At 60.8% G+C, this 14,455-nt stretch carries 18 protein-coding genes; 14 read left to right on the top strand and 4 right to left on the bottom strand.

Annotated features, from left to right (window positions below; translation table 11 throughout):
- From F8K16_RS05830 to F8K16_RS05815, 4 genes are all read left to right on the top strand, one after another.
- The coding region (locus F8K16_RS05830) for a dTMP kinase (protein WP_294948171.1) at nt 1-274 on the top strand (274 nt) is incomplete at its 5' end.
- Complete coding sequence (locus F8K16_RS05825; RefSeq protein ID WP_294948169.1) at nt 271-1,164, top strand: DNA polymerase III subunit delta'; 894 nt, start codon at nt 271-273, stop codon at nt 1,162-1,164. The genes F8K16_RS05830 and F8K16_RS05825, both read left to right, overlap by 4 nt.
- On the top strand, nt 1,161-1,943 hold the full coding sequence (locus tag F8K16_RS05820; RefSeq protein ID WP_294948166.1) for a TatD family hydrolase: 783 nt from the start codon (nt 1,161-1,163) through the stop codon (nt 1,941-1,943). Before F8K16_RS05825 ends, F8K16_RS05820 begins: the two co-directional genes overlap by 4 nt.
- Nucleotides 1,904-3,718 carry an ABC transporter ATP-binding protein gene (locus F8K16_RS05815; RefSeq protein WP_294948164.1) on the top strand — a complete coding sequence of 605 codons (1,815 nt, stop codon included), beginning with the start codon at nt 1,904-1,906 and terminating at the stop codon, nt 3,716-3,718. The genes F8K16_RS05820 and F8K16_RS05815 overlap by 40 nt, the downstream gene beginning before the upstream one ends.
- Before the next feature lie 57 nt (nt 3,719-3,775).
- On the opposite strand, the gene F8K16_RS05810 is transcribed toward F8K16_RS05815, so the two are convergent.
- Nucleotides 3,776-4,624: an Hsp33 family molecular chaperone HslO gene (locus tag F8K16_RS05810; RefSeq protein ID WP_294948162.1), complete on the bottom strand. Its 849-nt coding sequence runs from the start codon at nt 4,622-4,624 to the stop codon at nt 3,776-3,778.
- 106 nt (nt 4,625-4,730) lie between these two features.
- On the bottom strand, nt 4,731-5,741 hold the full coding sequence (gene lipA, locus F8K16_RS05805) for a lipoyl synthase (RefSeq protein ID WP_294948160.1): 1,011 nt from the start codon (nt 5,739-5,741) through the stop codon (nt 4,731-4,733).
- 201 nt (nt 5,742-5,942) lie between these two features.
- Here lipA and rpsP point away from each other — a divergent pair, with 201 nt between their 5' ends.
- Genes rpsP through rplS form a run of 4 tightly spaced genes read left to right on the top strand, consistent with a single transcriptional unit; the run spans nt 5,943 to nt 7,868 of the window.
- The gene (rpsP, locus tag F8K16_RS05800) at nt 5,943-6,188 is read left to right on the top strand and encodes a 30S ribosomal protein S16 (protein WP_294948158.1); all 246 of its coding nucleotides are present in this window, start codon (nt 5,943-5,945) and stop codon (nt 6,186-6,188) included.
- Between the two features lie 4 nt (nt 6,189-6,192).
- Nucleotides 6,193-6,714, top strand: a complete 522-nt coding sequence (gene rimM, locus F8K16_RS05795) for a ribosome maturation factor RimM (RefSeq protein WP_294948157.1) — start codon at nt 6,193-6,195, stop codon at nt 6,712-6,714.
- The gene (trmD, locus tag F8K16_RS05790) at nt 6,715-7,494 is read left to right on the top strand and encodes a tRNA (guanosine(37)-N1)-methyltransferase TrmD (RefSeq protein WP_294948156.1); all 780 of its coding nucleotides are present in this window, start codon (nt 6,715-6,717) and stop codon (nt 7,492-7,494) included.
- Nucleotides 7,495-7,508: 14 nt separating this feature from the next.
- The gene (gene rplS, locus F8K16_RS05785) at nt 7,509-7,868 is read left to right on the top strand and encodes a 50S ribosomal protein L19 (RefSeq protein WP_294948154.1); all 360 of its coding nucleotides are present in this window, start codon (nt 7,509-7,511) and stop codon (nt 7,866-7,868) included.
- Between the two features lie 117 nt (nt 7,869-7,985).
- Here rplS and ykgO read toward each other — a convergent pair whose 3' ends face one another.
- A complete protein-coding gene (gene ykgO, locus F8K16_RS05780) occupies nt 7,986-8,111 on the bottom strand; it encodes a type B 50S ribosomal protein L36 (protein WP_294948152.1) in 126 nt (41 codons plus the stop codon).
- 84 nt (nt 8,112-8,195) lie between these two features.
- Here ykgO and F8K16_RS05775 point away from each other — a divergent pair, with 84 nt between their 5' ends.
- From F8K16_RS05775 to lolD, 5 genes are all read left to right on the top strand, one after another.
- Nucleotides 8,196-10,103 carry an ATP-dependent DNA helicase gene (locus F8K16_RS05775; RefSeq protein WP_294948150.1) on the top strand — a complete coding sequence of 636 codons (1,908 nt, stop codon included), beginning with the start codon at nt 8,196-8,198 and terminating at the stop codon, nt 10,101-10,103.
- Nucleotides 10,104-10,240: 137 nt separating this feature from the next.
- Nucleotides 10,241-10,729 carry a hypothetical protein gene (locus F8K16_RS05770; protein ID WP_294948148.1) on the top strand — a complete coding sequence of 163 codons (489 nt, stop codon included), beginning with the start codon at nt 10,241-10,243 and terminating at the stop codon, nt 10,727-10,729.
- A 12-nt stretch (nt 10,730-10,741) separates the two neighbouring features.
- Nucleotides 10,742-11,443, top strand: coding sequence for a hypothetical protein (locus F8K16_RS05765; RefSeq protein ID WP_294948146.1), 702 nt, complete (start codon nt 10,742-10,744; stop codon nt 11,441-11,443).
- 37 nt (nt 11,444-11,480) lie between these two features.
- On the top strand, nt 11,481-12,785 hold the full coding sequence (locus tag F8K16_RS05760) for a lipoprotein-releasing ABC transporter permease subunit (RefSeq protein WP_367122778.1): 1,305 nt from the start codon (nt 11,481-11,483) through the stop codon (nt 12,783-12,785).
- On the top strand, nt 12,778-13,470 hold the full coding sequence (gene lolD / locus F8K16_RS05755; protein ID WP_294948144.1) for a lipoprotein-releasing ABC transporter ATP-binding protein LolD: 693 nt from the start codon (nt 12,778-12,780) through the stop codon (nt 13,468-13,470). Before F8K16_RS05760 ends, lolD begins: the two co-directional genes overlap by 8 nt.
- Nucleotides 13,471-13,485: 15 nt before the next feature.
- Here the strand turns inward: lolD and F8K16_RS05750 are convergent, their stop codons facing one another.
- Nucleotides 13,486-13,710: a DUF2892 domain-containing protein gene (locus F8K16_RS05750; RefSeq protein ID WP_294948142.1), complete on the bottom strand. Its 225-nt coding sequence runs from the start codon at nt 13,708-13,710 to the stop codon at nt 13,486-13,488.
- Nucleotides 13,711-13,965: 255 nt separating this feature from the next.
- On the opposite strand from F8K16_RS05750, the gene F8K16_RS05745 reads away from it, so the two are divergent.
- Nucleotides 13,966-14,238: an HU family DNA-binding protein gene (locus F8K16_RS05745; RefSeq protein WP_294948140.1), complete on the top strand. Its 273-nt coding sequence runs from the start codon at nt 13,966-13,968 to the stop codon at nt 14,236-14,238.
- Nucleotides 14,239-14,455 lie beyond the last annotated feature (217 nt).

Genomic DNA, 14,455 nt, shown 5'->3' with positions numbered 1-14,455 from the left:
TCTTGATATCCTGACCGACTGGACGCTGGGAGATTTTCGGCCCGACCTGACGCTGGTGTTCGACCTGCCGCCGCAGGAGGGGTTGCGCCGCGCCGCCCGGCGGGGCGCGCTGGACCGTTTCGAGCAGGAGGACATTGAATTCTTTGAACGGGTGCGACAGGCCTATCTGCGCAGGGCGGCGCTGGATCCGGATCGTCATGTGGTCATAGACGCGGGACAGTCGCCTGAGGCGGTGGCGGAGCAGGTGATCAGCGCGGTGGAGCGGCTGCTGTGACCCGCTATCCCTGGCATGAGCGTTTCTGGCAGCGGTGGGCTGCCATGCGCCAGCGGCCGGCGCAGGGCTATCTGGTGACCGGGCCGGCGGGCACGGGTGTGACCGGGGTCTGTCGGGAGATGGCCCGTTCGCTGCTGTGCCCGGAAGCAGGTTGTGGTCAATGCACGGCCTGTGCGCAGTTTGAGGCGGGCACCCATGCGGATTTGCGGATTGTTGAACCCGAGGCGCCGCGCAGGCCGGTGAGGGTGGATCAGATCCGCACGCTGGTTGACTGGGTGGTGGAAAGCGCTCACGCTTCTGCCGGCTTCAAGGTGGTCTGGCTACCGCAGGCTGAGGCCATGAACACCAGCAGCGCCAACGCGCTGCTCAAGGCACTGGAGGAGCCGCCGCCCAATGTGGTGTTCATTCTGCAGGCGCCGGGGGTGGATGCGGTACTGCCGACGCTGCGCAGCCGTTGCCAGCTGATCCGCCTGCCGCAGCCGACACGGGCCGAGGGGCTCCAGTGGTTGCGGAAACAATTTCCGGATCTGCCTGAGGATCGGCTTGAGGCGGCACTGGATAAACAGTTCGATGCTCCGATCGCCGCCCGGGACTGGCTTTCGGACGATGGCTGGTCCCGCTATACCCGCTGGCGTGAGCAGATGACGGCGCTCTCACGCGGGCAACAGGACTTGGTGAGTGTGGCACGGGACTGGGCTGATTGGGACAACCCGGCGGAGCCGCTGCGCTTTCTGCTGGCCTGGAGCCTGAAGCGGCCAGTCAGTGAACGCAACAACCGCCTGCAGACGGCGCTGCAGCACGCGCTGGCGATGCTGGCGCATTCGAGCATCAATGTGCAGCTGGTGCTTGAGCAGGTGCTGGTGGAACATCTTTACGGAGAGAAGCGATGAGAATTACGGACAGCCACTGCCATCTGAACACCATCCCCGCCAAGCTGGGCACGGTGGAGGAGATCATCCAGCGGGCCGAGGAGGCCGGCGTGCGCCGCATGCTGTGTGTGGCCATCTGTCCGGAGCGCTGGGATGAGGTGATCGAACTGGCGGAGCGGTTTGACAATGTCTATGCCACCGTGGGCATCCACCCCACCACGGATGCGGAAACGGTGCTGGATGAGGCGCGTTTCCGGCAGCTGGCGGCCCATCCGAAGGTGATCGGCGTGGGCGAGATCGGCATGGACTATTTCCACCACAAGCCGGAGAAGGAGGACCTGGGCTGGATGGAAGCGCGCTTCCGCCGTCAGATCCAGCTGGCGCGCGAAGTGAACCTGCCGGTGATCATCCATACCCGCGAGTCCACGCCGGATGTGCTGCGCATTCTGAAAGAAGAGGGGGCTGGCGAGGTGGGCGGCATCATGCACTGCTTCGTGGAGGATCTGGCTACGGCGGAGGCGGCCATGGAGATGGGCTTCTACATCTCCTTTTCCGGCATTGTCACCTTCAACAGCGCCAAAGATCTGCAGGGCGTAGCGGCGCAGATTCCCGCAGAGCGGCTGCTGGTGGAGACCGACAGCCCCTATCTGGCACCGGTGCCGCACCGGGGCAAGCCCAACCAGCCGGCCTGGACACGCCATGTGGTGGAAAAGCTGGCTGAACTGCGCGGCGAGCCGGCGGAAGCCATCGCCGAGCAGACATGGCAGAACTTCAATCGCCTGTTCCGTCTGAGCGACTGATGCAGGTCTACAGCTGGAAGCGCATCTGGGAGCTGGTGCGCCGGCACCGGCGTGCACTGATCGTGGCCAACCTGATCGCCATAGCTGCAGCGGCAGTGGCGGTGCCGGTGCCGTTGCTGATCCCGCTAATGGTGGATGAGGTCCTGCTGGGCCATGGTGGGCCATTGGTGTCGGCCATGCAGGCGATCTTTCCGGCAAGCCTGCACGGGCCGCTGCTCTACATCGGGGTCATCACGCTGCTGACCATTCTGCTGCGCCTGACGGGACTGGTGCTGGGCATCTGGCAGAGCCGCAACTTTACCCTGATCGGCAAGGCGGTGACCTGGCACATCCGGCGGGATCTTCTGGCCCGTCTGCGCAGCATCTCCATGCAGGCTTACGCCCGGCTGGGGTCGGGATCGGTGAGCGCCACGCTGGTCAATGACGTCAATACGCTGGATGAGTTCATCGGCACCACCATCAGCAAGCTGGTGGTGGCTGTGCTGTCGCTTGTGGGCGTCTCGGCGGTGCTGCTGTGGCTCAACTGGCCGCTGGCGCTGTTCATTCTGCTGCTCAACCCGCTGGTGATCTACTTCACCATCGCATTAGGGCGGCGGGTGCGCGAGCTGAAGAAGCGGGAAAACACCGCGCTGGAGCTATTCCAGCAGGCGGTGACCGAAACGCTGGACGCCTTCCAGCAGGTGAAGGCTTCGGGCAAGGAGGGGCGTTTCTTCGACCGATTGACGGCGCTGGCCGACCGGGTGCGGGACGAGGCCGGGCAGTTCGTGTGGAAGTCGGATGCGGCCAGCCGGCTGTCGTTCATGGTGTTTCTCATCGGGTTCGACATCTTCCGCATGGCGGGGCTGCTGATGGTGCTGTGGTCGGACCTGACCATCGGCGAGATGATGGCCATTTTCGGCTATCTGTGGTTCATGATGGGGCCGGTACAGGAGATTCTCTCCATCCAGTACAGCCATGCGGCCGCCAGCGGCGCGCTGACGCGGATCAACAAGGTGCTGGCGCTGGAGACGGAGCCCCGGACAGAGGGGGTGGAGAACCCGTTTGTGCAGACGCCCGTGGGGGTGCGGGTGGAGCAGGTGACGTTCCGCTATGACGGGCAGGAAGCGCCTGTGCTGAAGGAGCTGGACTTTGCCATCGCACCGGGCGAGAAGGTGGCCTTCGTGGGGGCTTCCGGCGGTGGCAAGACCACGCTGGTGAGCCTGCTGCTGGGATTCTACCGGCCGCAGTCCGGCTGCATCTGCTACAACGATGTGCCGCTGGAGCGCATTGACCGGCAGGCGTTGCGCCGGCATGTGGCGGTGGTGCTGCAGCAGCCGATGCTGTTCAACGAGTCGGTACGCTTCAATCTGACGCTCGGCGATGAGGTGCCGGAGTCGCGGTTGTGGCAGGCGCTGGAGATGGCGCAGGCGAGGGCATTCGTGGAAAAGCTGCCCGAGGGGTTGGACACCAGGGTGGGCCGAGATGGTTTCAGACTGTCCGGCGGGCAGCGGCAGCGGTTGGCCATCGCGCGCATGATTCTTCAGGATCCCGCCGTGGTGATCATGGATGAGGCCACCTCGGCGCTGGATGCCGACACCGAGCGCAGGCTCTATGACGCGTTGCGGCCATGGCTGGAAGGCCGAACGGCACTGATTGTGGCGCACCGGCTGACTTCAGTGCTGCAGGCGGAGCGGATCGTGGTGTTCGAGGACGGTCGCATCGTGGAGCAGGGGGATCACGATGCGCTGCTGGGCCGGCGCGGCACCTACTGGCGGCTCTACGGGCAGCGGCGGTGAGATGCATCGTGCAGGGCGCGAACCGGGCGTCCTGCCACTGCCGGCCCGCCTGTTGCGTCAGTGCGTCTGGCCGCCGAAGAGGGCGTCAATGTCCTCGCGGGTGAACTTGAAGTGGGCGTTGCACAGTTCGTTGTGGATGACCACGGCCCCTTCTTCATCCAGAATGCGGCGCACCTCGTCTTCGCCCATGGCCTTGAGGGTGGCCAGCACCCGCTCCCGGTCGGCCGGGCAGTGGTATTCCACCCGTCTCGGTTCGTAGCGTTGCACCGTCTCCTCATGGAACAGGCGCTGCAGCAGCGTGTCGCACGGGAGGGAAAGCAGTTCCTCCGGTCGGACCGTTTCCGCCAGCGCGATGACGCGGTTCCAGCCGTCCGGATCCTGGCTGTCCGCCTCCGGCATCTTCTGCAGCAGCAGTCCGCCTATAGCCTGTTCGTTGGCCGCCAGAAACAGTCGCGTGTCCAGCTGTTCCGACTGGGCGAAGAAGTGCTCGAAGCTGGCGGCCACGCTGTCGCCCTGTCGTGGCACGATGGACTGCACATGTCGGTCGGTGGCGGCGTTGTAGAGGGTCAGCACCAGCTGGCCATCCCCCAGCAGTTCGTCCATTGACTGGAGCATGTCGGGCAGGGCATCCCGCGTGCGGGCCATGCCGCGCAGTCGCAGCTGGTGGTCCACCTCCACCACCAGCAGGGAGACCGGGCCGCTGCCCTGCATCTGCAGCGTGACCTTGCCTTCATGCTTGAGGCCGTTGGCCAGCATGACGGTGACGGCAGTCAGCTCCCCCAGCAGGCGTGCGAGGGTGGGGGGATAGTGACGGTCTCGCAGCATCTGCTGCCAGCTTTCGGTCAGTTGCAGGTGCTGGCCGCGAATGTCCAGTTCGGTGAAGAGAAAACGGCTGATCTGATCCATATTGACCTCCGGATGACGGGGTCTCCCCCATTTTTACGGGATGGCCCGCAGGCCGCGCGGGGAGCGCCCGGGTTTTTCCCTCAAAATGGCGCCTTTCAGGCGGTTTTCAAGCCTTCTGGCCGGGAATGGGGCGGTGTTCGGCCTGCAGGTCCGCATGGTAGCTGGAACGGACCATGGGACCGGCGGCCACATGGCTGAAGCCCATGTCATAGGCGGCCTGCTCGATACGCTGGAATTCCTCCGGCGTCCAGTAGCGCTCTACGGCCAGATGATAGGGGCTGGGCTGCAGATACTGGCCAACGGTGAGCATGTCCACCTGGTGGTCGCGCAGATCTCGCAGAGTTGCCATCAGCTGGTCGAAGGTCTCACCCAGCCCGACCATGAGGCCGCTTTTGGTGGGGATGTGGGGGAAGCGCGCCTTGAAGCGGGCCAGCAGTGTCAGGGAGCCGGCATAGTCCGCCTGCGGGCGGGCCTTTTCGTAGAGGGCGGGCACGGTCTCTACATTGTGATTGAACACATCGGGCGGACACTGGGCCAGCAGGTCAAGGGCGACGTCCATGCGTCCCTTGAAGTCGGGCACGAGGATTTCGATGCGGGTGTCCGGGCAGTGTTGGCGCACGGCCTCGACACAGGCGCGGAAGTGGTCGGCGCCCCCGTCGCGCAGGTCGTCCCGGTCCACTGAGGTGATGACCACGTAATGCAGACTGAGAGCCTGAATGGTTCGGGCCAGCTTGATCGGCTCGTCCGGGTCCAGCGGGCGTGGCCGCCCGTGGCGCACGTCACAGAAGGGACAGCGTCGGGTGCAGATGTCGCCCATGATCATGAAGGTGGCCGTGCCCTTGCCGAAGCATTCGGCCAGATTGGGGCAGGTGGCCTCCTCGCATACGGTGTGCAGCTGATGTTCCCGCAGGATGTGCTTGATCTCGGCGATGCGCCCGATGTCACGAGCCTTGGGCAGTTTGGCGCGGATCCAGCGGGGCTTTTCCGCCCGGGGCGCATTGGGGTCGGGCCGGTGCTTAAGCGCACGGGTCTTGTAGGCGCCCTTGGGCAGAGTTGCGTTGCGTGCCTTGAGCGACAGATTCTCCAGTGGGATTTCGTGAAAGTCGGGCCGGTTCATGGGGGCGTCCTGTTGCCAATGGGCGGGATTTTATCCCAACGCCACCGGATGCGTGGCATCGGGCGTGGAAAAGGCGATTTATCCGGGCATGATTTTCCTCGGCAGGGTATAATCTTCCGTTTCCCGAAATCGGGAAAAGGGTAGAAGAATCAGTCGGCAGGAGTTCCTGCCGTCGCCGTTGATACTGAAAGGAGGACAGCCATGGTTGTTATTCGTCTTGCACGGGGTGGCTCCAAGAAGCGCCCGTTCTATCGCATCGTTGTTGCTGACAAGCGCGCCCGCCGTGATGGCCGGTTCATCGAACAGCTGGGTTTCTACAATCCGAACGCCCGTGGGGAGGAGGTCTCCTTCCGTATCGACGGCGAGCGCCTGAACTACTGGCTGGGTGAGGGCGCGCAGATGTCCGAGCGCGTCGCCAGCCTGGTGAAGAAGAACAAGGCTGCCTGAGGCCATGGCCGACGCGGCGGACAAGCTGATTGTCGGCAAGATCAATGGACTTTACGGGGTGCAGGGCTGGGTGAAGGTTTTCTCCCATACCGACCCCATTGAGAACATCTTCCGCTACCAGCCCTGGTATCTGAAGTGTGGCCGGGGTGACTGGCAGCCTGTCTCGGTGCGGGCACACCGCACCCACATGGGCGGCCGGGCGCTGGTGGCCCAGCTGGAAGGCGTGCATGACCGGGAGCAGGCGCGGCAGCTGATGGGGTGCGAAATCGCCATCGACCGCAGCCAGCTCCCGGACAGCGAGGATGGCTACTACTGGGTCGATCTGATCGGTTGTGAGGTGATCGACCAGCATGGCGCTTCGCTGGGACAGGTGGTCAACATGGTGGAAACCGGCGGCCACGATGTCATGCGCGTGAAGGGTGAGGATGGACAGCACCTCATCCCGCTGGTAGAGGGACATTATGTTACGCGGGTGGATCTGCAGGCGCGGCAGATCCACGTTGATTGGGACGGCGTGGCGGACTGAATGCGTTTTGATGTCATCACGCTGTTTCCGGAAATGTTTTCGGCGCTCACGGACCATGGCGTGACGCGCAGAGCCTTCGAGCGCAAGGCCGTAGAGGCCGTGTTCTGGAATCCGCGCGACTACGCGACCGATAACTATCGCAGCGTGGATGACCGGCCCTACGGCGGCGGCCCGGGCATGGTGATGATGTACCGGCCCCTGGCCGCCACGGCAGAGGCCATGCGGGCAGCGGATGAGACGCCGTTTCCGCTGATCTACCTTAGCCCTCAGGGGCGGCCGCTGACGCAGAAGAAGGTTGAGCAGCTGGCAGAGCTGCCACGGCTCGGCCTGCTGTGTGGCCGCTACGAGGGCGTGGACGAGCGCTTTATCGAGCGCTACGTGGATGAGGAAGTCAGCATCGGAGATTTTGTGGTCAGTGGCGGTGAGCTGCCGGCCATGATGCTGATGGATGCAGTCATTCGACTGCTTCCGGGTGTGCTGGGGGATGCACGTTCGGCGGAGGAGGATTCCTTTTCTGACGGACTGCTGGATTGTCCCCATTACACCCGACCGCCGGAGATCGACGGCATGGCCGTGCCGGCGGTGCTGCAGCAGGGGAATCATGAGAAGATTGCCATGTGGCGCCTGCTGCGCAAACTGGAACGGACGGCCGAGCGTCGTCCCGACCTGCTTGACAATTTGGTGCTTACCTCTGATCAGCGCGCGCTGCTCAGGCGCGCACGCAAGCTGGGTCATGTAAGCAATGAGCAACTGATCGAGTGGGGTCTGCCACTTGATTGACGGAGAGTTGAAGGATGAAAAACCCGATCATCGCCAAAATCGAAGAAGCGCAACTGCGCAAGGATCTGCCGGAATTCGGTCCCGGCGACACCGTTGTGGTGAAGGTTGTCGTAAAAGAGGGTGACAACACCCGCATTCAGGCGTTCGAAGGCGTAGTCATCGCCAAGAAAAATCGTGGCCTGAACTCCAATTTCATCGTGCGCAAGATTTCCAACGGCGTGGGTGTGGAGCGTACCTTCCAGACGCACAGCCCCATGATCGACAGCATTGAAGTGAAGCGTCGCGGTGATGTGCGTCGCGCCAAGCTGTACTATCTGCGCGGCCGCACCGGTAAGGCTGCGCGCATCAAGGAGAAGATCGTGCGCAAGCACTGATCATCAAATGCGTGTTCGCAGAAAAAGCCCGGCCATGTGCCGGGTTTTTTCATGCCTGTGTGCGGGCAATAAAAAACCCCGCAGAGGCGGGGTTTTTTCAGATTCACTGCAATGATTTTACTTCTGGCGAGCCTTGAAGCGGGGGTTGCTCTTGCAGATGACATAAACCTTGCCGCGACGGCGCACGACCTGGCAGTCCTTATGGCGCTTCTTGGCAGACTTCAGAGAGGACAGAACTTTCATGATGGTGCTCCCGTATATGGATGACTGAATGTCAAAAGCGGAATTATAGCGGCTTGAGATTTTTCAGGCAAATATAATGCCGGCATGACTTTGAAGGAACAGGTGAAACGCGCCTTTGAGCAGACGCTCCCCGAGCTGATCGAAGGATTCGAGCCCCGTGAGGGGCAATTGGCCATGGCGCTGCGCGTCGCCGAGGCGATTGAGCAGAAAAAGGCGTTGATCGTAGAGGCGGGCACGGGCACGGGCAAAACCTTTGCCTACCTGGTGCCTGCCTTGCTCAGCGGCAGACGGATGCTGGTTTCAACGGCCACCAAGGCGTTGCAGCATCAGCTGACGGAAAAGGATCTGCCACGTATCCTGCCGTTGGCGCCTGCCGGGTTTCGTGTCGTGCAATTGAAGGGTCGGGACAATTATGTCTGCCTCAAACGATTGGCGCTGGCCGAAAGCAATGGCGAGCTGTCTGCCCCTGTCATGGCGCAGGTGGCCCGCATCCGCAGCTGGCTTGCGCAAGGGGGGAGTGGAGACCGTTCGGATTGCACAGTGGTGCCCGAAGACGCGCCGGTCTGGCGGCATGTGTGCGCTCAGGCGGAATTCTGTCAGGTCAGCGGGTGTGACGAAGCATGCCGTCATGCCCGGTTGCGCGAGCAGGCACAGACGGCGGAGCTGGTGGTGATCAACCATCACCTTCTGGCTGCGGACATGGCGCTGCAGCAGGCGGGCGCGCCTGGCATTCTGCCGGAGCGGGATGTCTATGTCATCGATGAAGCGCACCATCTGCCGGCAGTGGTGCAGCAGTTCCTCGGTGTGCAGTGGGGGAGTGCCCGGTTGCAGCAGCTTCTGGATGACGGTCTGGCGGCGCAGGCTGAAGAGGCCGCAGATGACGGGGTGCTCAGACGCAGGCTTGAAGCCATTGCTCCCGTGTGCGACGGGCTGGTGTCCATGCTCGGGAGCGAGCGTCGAGCTCTGGCTGAGGTCAGGGATAGGGTGGCGCCATGCTGGCAGTCGTTTGAAACAGTGCTGGGTGAGCTGACGGCCCATCTGGAGCAGGTGCATACACGGGGTGAGTTGCTGGCCGCCGTTTATCAGCAGGCGCGCGGGTTGCTGGATGCAGCGTCTCAGTGGTGGGCGGCGGATGATCGCCACTCTGTGGCCTGGTTTGAAGGAGGAGATCGCTGGTTCCGGGCCTATGTGACGCCACTGGATGTAAGCCGGAGTTTTTCCAGCTGGATGGAAAGTCTGGGGGATGGCTGGATCATGACGTCCGCCACCCTGCAGGACAGTCGTGGTTTTGAAGGGTTTCAGCGCAGCCTGGGACTGAGGGATGTAGAGACAGTCGCCTTCGACAGTCCGTTTGATCATGCCAGGCAGGGGTTGATCTATCATCCGCATGGGCTGCCGGATCCCAATGATCCGGACTACGTGCGCCATTGTCTGCGGCGGGTCTGGCCATTGCTCAAGGCCAGTGAGGGGCATGCTCTGCTGCTGTTTTCCAGCTACCGGGCCATGCATGCGGCCCATGAGATTCTGCGTGCCCATTGGAGTGGCACGCTGCTCATGCAGGGGGAGCTGCCAAAAGGGGAACTGCTGCAACGCTTTTGCACCAGTCACCGGCCCGTGCTGCTGGGCACGGCCAGCTTCTGGGAGGGCGTCGACCTGCCCGGAGACAGGCTGCGGCTGGTCATGATCGACCGTATTCCTTTCTCTGCGCCCAATGATCCTGTTCTGGCGGCGCAGGAAGCCCGGCTCAAGGAGGAGGGGCTGAACGCCTTTTCGCTGATTCAACTGCCACGGGCAACGCTTTCCCTGCGGCAAGGTGTGGGACGGCTTATTCGCACTACCCATGACAGAGGGGTGCTGGTGCTGTGTGATCCCAGGCTTACGCAACGCAGTTATGGGGCCGGGATCCTTGGTAGTCTGCCTGCTTTTTCCTTTACGCGTCATCAGCAGCAGGCGGTGGATTTCCTGCTCGAAATGAGGCGTGATCTTTCCTGACGGCAGTAGTTCATCAGCTTCAGCACATATGTCATGCCGAAACCCTCATGTCCTTCGGGGTTGAAGGTGCTCTGAGCGCCCCCATTAACCTCCGTGCAGGACAAAATCTTATCCATTCAATTCAAAGGAGCATGACAATGAAAAGACCTTATGCATTGATCTTTCTGATGACGTTTCTGGGCGTGATTGCCGGCTGGGGTGTTGGCAGCTACCTTGGCAATGCCGGACTGAAGGCGACCATTGCAGCTATGCCGGCTGCACCGGCTGTGATCCAGTCAAGCTATGATCAGAAAACCCATACGCTGTCGCTGACTTTCAGCAATCCCGGGGGTCAGCCCATTTCCATACTGGGCAAGGGTATTGCCTTCAAGCCGAAGAACGGAGACGGATATGACATGGCTTATGTGGCTTTCAAGCAACCGCTGGTAGTGCCGCCATTCTCCGTGGAGACCATGCAGGTTCAGCTGAAGGCGGATACGCCGCTTCTCAAGGACGGCGATGTGGTGGCGACCACCATTCGGTACGCCTATCCGCTTCTGCCTGACATCTATGACATGACCCACCTTTTCGTGCACGGGCAGCCGCTGAAGAAACCAGCCGGTCAGCAATCCGCCAAGCAGAAGTAAGGAGGAAGGAACATGACTGCCAAAAAACCTCTGCTTGAACAGGTGCTCTGGTGGAGCATGCTGTTTGCGCTGGCCGTATTTGTCACGCTTCTGTTGCTGGACCTGATCATTCGGCCTTGGCTGCCGGAAGAAGTGGCGTTTGTCATCGGCTTTGCGCTGTTCTATCTGCTGGGCAGCCATCTGCTGTTCGGCTATGGCGCGCTGAGCAACTTTCTGGACAAACTGGCGCAGGATGAGCTGGAAGAAACAGATCTGCAGAAGGCCTATGAGCGCAGTGGTGCCAGAAAGCACGGATTGCTCGAGCAGTTGACCCGCTATGGATTGGCCACCATCTGGCTGGACCGTTACGGGCCCTACCGCTATGCCTATCTCGGACTCTACCTGCTGCTGGCCTCCTATGTTCTGGTGACCAATCTCGATCCGGTCACCGGTCTTGTGACGGGTTCCGTGGTGGAGGGTCTGTTCTGGGGCGCCACGCTGGTGAGCGTGTTTGTGCTGGCTGCAGACTCGCTTGTGCGCTGGCAGTATGCGCAGGTGGTGGCCGAACCCGTCTATGCCGGGCTGGCCGCAACTTCTGCCCGGACGCCTGAGGCAGCGGAACAGGCTTTCGAGCTTGAGCAGAACCGTGTCTGCCCCGAGCCTGATGACAAGGCGTGTGAAGCCGCTGTACATGAAGAGGCAGAAAAAACCGTCGAAGAAGGCACAAAGCGCTGAGCTCACTTCCTATTGAATAAAACTGCAAACCCGGCCTTTGCGCCGGGTTTTTTGTATACTTGCCGTCTTCAATCATTTTGAACTCGCCATGAACGCTCTGCCGTACGAACTTCAGCTCGGATTGCGCTATACCCGTGCCAAGCGGCGGAATGGCTTCATCTCCTTCATTTCCTTCTCTTCCATTGCCGGTATTGCGCTGGGCGTGATGGCGCTGATTGTGGTCATGTCCATCATGAATGGGTTTCAGCATGAGTTGCGGGAGCGCATCCTCAGCATGACGGCGCACATGCAGATTACAGGGTACAACCAGCGTCTGCATCACTGGAGGCGTGTGGCGGAACAGGTCAGGGGCACGCCTCATGTGGTCGGCATGGCGCCGGTCATCGAGGAGCAGGCCATGCTGTCTCACGGAAAAACGGTTAAGGGCGTCGTGGTGCGGGCCATCGATCCCGAATGGGAACCGCAGGTGTCCGGTCTGGACAGAAAAATGGTCAGCGGCAGCCTCAGTGCCTTGCAGACGCACAAGTATGGCATCCTGCTGGGCAAGGAACTGGCGGAGTCACTCGGTGTGACGGTGGGGGACAAGGTGACGCTGATCGCCCCGGAAGCCAGTGTGACGGTGGTCGGGGTATTACCCCGCTTCAAGCGCATGACGGTAGTCGGAATCTTTTCTGCCGGGATGTATGAATATGACGCGGGGCTTGCGGTCATTCGCATAGCAGATGCCCGGAAGATCTACCGCTACCCGAAGGACACGGTCACAGCCTTGACTCTCAGGCTGGACGACCTTTTTGCCGTGGAAGCGGTGCGCAAGGCGTTGGCTCAGCGATTAAGCGAGACGCTGTATACCATCGACTGGACGCAGCGCCATGCCAACTTCTTCAAGGCGGTGCACATGGAAAAACGCATGATGTTCATCGTGCTTGCGCTGATCATCATGGTGGCCGCCTTCAATATTGTCTCCATGATGGTGATGGTCGTGACTGACAAGCAGGCGGATATTGCCATCCTCAAGACGCTGGGCGCTACCCCAGTCAGCATCATGCTGCTCTTCATGGTGCAGGGGATAGCGATCGGGACTGTCGGAATTCTCATTGGCGTCACGGCAGGTGTTGCTTTGGCCCTCAATCTGGATGTGGTGGTGCCCTTTATTGAGCATCTTTTGGGTATCCGTTTCTTCCCGCCGGACATCTACTACATCAGCGAGGTGCCGTCCCGACTTGAGTGGAGGGATGTGGAAGCTGTGGCAGTGCTGGCGTTTCTGCTGACCTTGGTAGCAACATTCTATCCGTCATGGCGCGCGGCCAGGATTCAGCCGGCGGAGGCGTTGCGGTATGAATGAGATAGTGCTGAAGGCGGTCGGCCTTTCCAAAACCTATCGAGAGGGGGTGATCGAAACCGAGGTCCTCAAGTCCGTCTCTCTTGAAGTGCCTGCAAACGCTCGCATGGCTATTGTGGGCAGTTCCGGTTCCGGAAAAAGTACGTTGCTGCATATTCTGGGCGGGCTTGATGTGCCCAGCAAAGGAGAGGTTCTGCTCAAGGGGCGCTCCTTTTCATCGTTGGGGGAGGGCGCGCGTTGCCGCCTGCGTAATCGTCATGTCGGCTTTGTCTATCAGTTTCATCATCTGCTGCCGGAGTTGAGTGCGCTGGAGAATGTCATGATGCCTCTGATCATTCGGCGCACACCGTTGATCGAAGCAAGGCATCAGGCTGCAGAGCTGCTTGGGCGGGTCGGACTGAATAAGAGGCTGGATCACAGGCCGGCCGAACTGTCGGGTGGTGAGCGGCAGCGGGTTGCGGTGGCACGGGCGCTCATCAGCCGTCCCAGCTGTCTGCTGGCAGATGAGCCTACGGGCAACCTTGACAGTCAGACAGCTCACCAGGTGCTTGATCTGATGCTGGAACTCAATGAGCAGCTGCAGACTGCGCTCCTTATCGTTACGCACGATCCGGAAATTGCAGCACGTGTCGATCGCGTTGTACGTCTGAAAGATGGGGTGCTGGAGGAAGCTTCATGCCCGCCCTGAGGACGGGCGGGAGGATCAGATCTGTTCGTCTGATTTGGGCGCAAACGGCTGGCCATGCTTCAGTCCCAGCTTTTCAAGAATCTTGACAAGCGGGCAGAAGCCGGTCAGGCCGGACACGATCAGGTTCAGACCGACAAAGGCAGTCAGCAGAAGCCATTGCAGGTTCACCCACATGGCCAGGACCAAGCTCAACAGAATGACAGCGCCAGCAAAGATCATGACAACGCGTTCGATAACCATTTTTTCTTCTCCTTTCTTGCTCTTCGGATGTGTATGGCCGCATAAACAGCCTTTATTGTATACGCTCTGTCTGAGTGTGAGTATGCCGTTTGTTGGGCTGATTGTTGGAGAGGACAGTGAAGTGCCCGAAAAAGCAGGCGTTTTTCTTGACACCTCTAAGGGGCGTTGCTATAAATTGCTTACCGTTGTCGCTCCGATGACGGCAGGATCCTCATCAGGGGCAGGAGAATTCAAACAACTCATGGAGATAAAGGCATGAACAAGACTGAACTGGTAGGTGCCATTGCAGAAAAGGCGGGTCTGACCAAGGCGCAGGCGGCAGCTGCGCTGGATGCATGCATCGATACGGTAACCGAAACGCTGAAAGCAGGCGATCAAGTTACCATCATCGGATTTGGCACCTTCAAAGTCGGTGAGCGTTCTGCACGCACAGGCCGCAATCCTCAGACGGGTGAGACTATCAAGATTCCCGCAGCCAAAGTACCCAAGTTCACTGCGGGTAAGGCGCTGAAGGATGCTGTGAACTGATTTCGCGGGTAACATCAGATATTTGCTTGGAAGGGGCTGCATTCGCAGCCCCTTCCTGTTTGTGAGATTTTTTCCCCTCACCCTCTTGCAAGCGGGGGATGTGTCCCTATAATACGCATCTCGCTCGCGGGGCTTGGCTCTGCGGGCGTGAGAAGGGAGAGAAAAAAGTTCCTTTCACCTCTTGAAAGCCTCCCTGGCGACCGCATATAATGTGCTG

The organism is Sulfurivirga sp. (assembly GCF_015490265.1).
Lineage (GTDB): Bacteria > Pseudomonadota > Gammaproteobacteria > Thiomicrospirales > Thiomicrospiraceae > Sulfurivirga.
Note: the sequence above shows the minus strand (reverse complement) of the source record. Positions and strands in the feature narration are given on the sequence as shown.